We start from the raw sequence: 4,551 nt of genomic DNA, 5'->3' as shown, positions 1-4,551 counted from the left end.
GGGGTCAGTACATAGAACGGACCCAGATATACGCTAAGCGCCGACAGCCCCGCTCAGGTGTCGGCAAACACCTGATTTGCGACAGGCGGCTTTTAGGATCGAGTTAGCACAAAGCGGACGCTGAGCAGGCCGTCAGTTTGTATTCGGGTCTCGGAACTGTATCATAATCGCCCCACGCATGATTGTGGTTGGAAAGATAGAAGGGAAGAGAATGGGAGTGCTGGAGGGCAAGATTGCTATCGTCACAGGCGCGGGATCCAATATGGGCGCAGCAACTGCTGAACTGTTTGCATCGGAGGGGGCGACCGTGATCGTCGCTGACCACCATGTCGAGCGTGGCAAGTCCGTCGCTTATCGGATCGGAGCCCTTTTTGTGCAAGCCGACGTCTCTAAATCTGCAGAGATTGATTCCATTGTTCAGACGGCGATCGACGAGTTCGGGAAGCTGGACATCATGTTCAACAATGCCGGGATTGCGCGGTTATGTCAGGTCACCGATGTGAGTGACGAGGAATATCAGTCTATCATGGGAGTAAATGTTGGGGGTGTCTTTTTTGGAACTCGCGCAGCGGGCAAAGTAATGCGGAACCAAGGATCTGGGACGATCATTAATACGGCTTCGACCAATGCCATCTTGGGTGTTCCAGGGATGGCGCTTTATTCGGCATCCAAAGCAGCCGTCGTCTCCTTCACCAAGACCGTTGCGGTCGAACTAGCGCCCTTTGGCGTGCGGGTGAACGCGATCTGCCCCGGGGCCATTCCCTCTCCCATCATCATGGCCGATATGGGCGTAACGACGGAGGACCTTGCCGCTTTCGATGCAAAGTTGCCGATGCGTCGCGTTGGGAAGCCCGAGGAGGTTGCACGTGGTGCGTTGTATCTTGCGAGTGATCAGTCGTCCTACGTAACAGGCCATGCGTTGGTCATTGACGGTGGGCTTACAGCAGCTGGATTGCCTCCCGTTTAAAGATGTGACCGTCGCCTTGCTATCAGACTTAGAGGACGTGTGCCGGTTGCGCTGGAGGTGTCAGCTTTCCTCCTGTCGGAAAACACAAGTTTTCGGACACCCTTAGGCGATTCCTCGTCTTTGGTCGGCAATCCTACGCCTGAATAGTCGACAAACCCTGTCGCTTTGATGTAGTGTACGACAACACGGTTTTAGGGGTTTGTCGTACATGCTAGTCGGATATATGCGAGTGTCATCGGCCGACGATCGCCAAACCGTCGATCTTCAACGCGACGCTCTGGTCGTAGCGGGGGTCGACCCACGAAACCTACATACCGATAAAGCATCGGGAGCACGCGACGATCGCCCCGGCCTGAAGGCCTGCCTCGATTATCTGAACGTGGGCGATACGCTGATCGTGTGGAAACTTGATCGCCTCGGGCGCTCGTTGCCGCATCTCCTGGCGATCGTCACTGACCTGAAGGCGCGGGGCATCGCGTTCCGTTCGCTGACCGAGCAGATGGATACGAACACGCCGCACGGCGAACTGCTATTTTCGCTGTTCGGCGCGCTGGCGCAATATGAGCGCGCGTTGACGCGCGAGCGGGTGATGGCGGGACTGGCGGCTGCAAAGCGTCGAGGGCGCCAGGGTGGACGGCCTCCCATGATTGACACTGAGACCCTTGAACGGATTACTGCCGCGCTTGATGGCGGAGCAAGCAAGGCATCCGTCTGTCGCACCTTCAAGGTGCCGCGTTCGACCTTGATTGGCACTCTTGCCCGGATCGGTTGGGCGCCGCCCGCCAAAGCCTAATCCAATGCCTCGTCGCGCCGTGCTGTCGGACGAGCAACGCATGGCGTTGCTCGCACTTCCCGATGATGAAACCACGCTCGTTCAGCACTGGACGTTGAGTGAGGATGACCTGGCTATCATCGTGCGCCGCAGGCGACCGCATAATCGTCTGGGTTTCGCGATCCAGCTATGCGCGCTGCGCTATCCCGGCCGTTTGCTGCGCCCGGGCGAATTGATCCCCGATACGCCGCTCGCGTTCGTCGCCGAGCAATTGCAGATCGCGCCCGAGGTGCTGGCCGATTATGCGACGCGCGGCCCGACCCGGTACGAACAGCTCGATGCGCTGCGCGAGGGCTTTGGGTTCACACAGTTCAGCCGGCCATTGCGAGCGGCGTTGCAGGAATGGCTGCTGCCGATTGCGCTGACGACGACCAGCGGGGCTGGGCTGGCACGGTCGCTACTAGGCGAGTGCCGACGACGGCGCATCATCGTACCTGGCATCAGTTCGGTCGAACGGATGGTTGCGCAGGCGCTGCTCGACGCCGAGCGCCATGTCGCCGAGCATCTGACCCGAGGGCTGGAGACTGGGCAACGCCGTCTGCTTGATGCCCTTCTTCTGCCTCACGCCGGCACGAACCTCAGCGGCCTCGGATGGGTGCGGCAGCCGCCCGGCAAGCCCGGTCGCAAGACGTTCGCCGTCATCATCCGGCGGCTAGCTCTGCTGCGCGATATTGGGATCGATCCCGATATCGCTGCAGGCATACATCCCGAACGCCTGCGACGCCTCTGTCAGGAAGGGGCTCGGCTGACGGCGCAACATGTCCGGACGCTGCAAGCAACGCGGCGCCGTGCGACGCTGGCGGCAACCGTACTCGAAACCGTCGTCACGCTCACCGACGATGCGGTGCTGATGTTCGACCGCCTGCTGGGTCAGATGTTTCGGCGCGAGCAGAACGGTGCAGACACAGCGCTCAAGCGCGACCGGCGCACCATCAATGGTAAAATCCGGCTACTTGCCCGGCTCGGCGATGCCCTGCTCACTGCCAAGGTGTCGGGCGGCGACATCGGCGCCGCGGTCGAGGCCGTAGTTGGATGGGACGATCTCGGCCGTGAAGTCGATGAAGCCCGCAAGCTGATCCGCCCCGATGCCGTCGATCCCGTTACGATCGCCGCTACCAACTACCCCGTTCTCCGACAGGTCGGTCCCTTGTTCATCGCCTCGTTCACGTTCGGAGCGGTCCCGGCCTGCCATACGCTCGCGCGAGCAGTCGCTATCATGCGCGACCTTCATCTCGGTCGCCTGAAAAAACTGCCGCCGGGTACGCCGGTTGGCTTCATTCGGCAGGCCTGGCGTCGCGCGATCGGCCCCGGCATTCCCGATCGCAGAGTTTATGAATTTTGCGTCCTGGTCGAGCTTCGGGACAGGCTTCGTGCCGGCGACATGTGGGTCGAGGGAAGCAGACGCTATCGTGCCGTCGAGCAACAGCTTATTCCTGGCCCGGTATTCGCCACCATGCGGGCAGCCGGCCCCTTGCCGATTCCGGCACCTGATACGGCCGGTGCCTGGCTAGCCGAACGGCGTACCCGCCTCGCCCGTAGATTGGCAGAGGTCGAGCGAAAAGCGGAGACGGACACGCTGGAAGACGTACAACTCAGCCTTGGCAAGCTGCGGATTTCGCCGTTGAAGGCGGTCACGCCGGCTGAAGCGGATAGCGCCCTTGCGCCGCTTTACGCCCATCTTCCCGCGATCCGCATCACCGATCTCCTTGCTGAAGTCGATCGATGGACCGGATTCAGCCAGTGCTTTACGCATCTGCAAAGCGGTCGGGTTGCCGATGAACCCCGCGCTATCCTCACGGCGGTGCTCGCCGATGCAACCAATCTTGGTCATACGCGCATGGCTGAAGCCTGCAATCTCGTGACCCAACGCCAACTCAGCTGGCTCGCCTCGTGGCATTTACGCGAGGAAACCTACGGTCGGGCTCTCGCCAGGTTGGTCGATGCCCAGCACACCGCGCCACTCGCCGCCCTGTTTGGGGCCGGGACATCGTCCAGTTCGGATGGTCAGAACTTCCCGCTCGATCGCCGTGCCCAGGCGACCGGTGCGGTCAATCCGCACAAGGGCGCGGAGCCTGCCGTCTCCTTCTACAGCCATGTCTCGGATCGCTACGCGCCGTTTCATTCCACCGTCATCTCCGCATCCGCGAGCGAGGCGGCGCAGGTGCTGGACGGGCTGCTCCATCACGGTGCCGATCTGCACATCGAGGAGCATCACGTCGATGGTGGGGGCATTTCCGACCATGTATTTGCGCTATGCCATCTACTCGGATTCCGGTTTGCGCCGCGCATACCGAATATCTCCGCGCGCCGGCTTCACCTGTTTGACGGCATCGAACCCGGCCCCGATATTGCGCCGCTCCTCGCGGGCAAGGTCGACGAGGGCCTGATCGCTGCCCATTGGGATGACGTGCTGCGCTTGGGCACCTCGATCCGCACCGGCGTCGTGAGTGCGTCAATCATGCTGGAACGGCTTGGCTCCTATCCCCGCGCCAATGGCCTGGCCTTGGCACTGCGCGAGATCGGCCGCGTCGAGCGCACCCTGTTCACGCTCGATTGGATCGAACAACCCGAACAGCGGCGTCGCGCGACGCGCGAACTCAACAAGGGTGAGGCCGAAAATGCGCTGAAACGCGCCATCTTCTTCCACCGGATCGGCCGTATCCGCGATCACGCATTGCAAGCCCAGACCCATCGAGCGAGCGCACTCAACCTCGTCGCCGGTGCTATCGTCCTTTGGAATACGACCTACATG

3 protein-coding genes are annotated in these 4,551 nt (G+C 61.4%); all 3 read left to right on the top strand.

Annotated features, from left to right (window positions below; genetic code table 11):
• Window positions 1-211: 211 nt before the first annotated feature.
• Window positions 212-967 carry an SDR family NAD(P)-dependent oxidoreductase gene (locus tag AAC640_RS18220; protein WP_340268855.1) on the top strand — a complete coding sequence of 252 codons (756 nt, stop codon included), beginning with the start codon at window positions 212-214 and terminating at the stop codon, window positions 965-967.
• 208 nt (window positions 968-1,175) lie between these two features.
• Window positions 1,176-1,760 (top strand): recombinase family protein, encoded by a 585-nt coding sequence (locus AAC640_RS18215; RefSeq protein WP_340268853.1) that lies wholly within the window; start codon window positions 1,176-1,178, stop codon window positions 1,758-1,760.
• A gap of 4 nt (window positions 1,761-1,764) precedes the next feature.
• On the top strand, window positions 1,765-4,551 hold a 2,787-nt coding region (locus tag AAC640_RS18210; RefSeq protein WP_340268851.1), incomplete at its 3' end, for a Tn3 family transposase.

Origin of the sequence: Sphingobium mellinum, from assembly GCF_037860795.1 — a bacterium.
GTDB classification, from domain to species: Bacteria; Pseudomonadota; Alphaproteobacteria; order Sphingomonadales; family Sphingomonadaceae; genus Sphingobium; species Sphingobium mellinum.
Note: the sequence above shows the minus strand (reverse complement) of the source record. Positions and strands in the feature narration are given on the sequence as shown.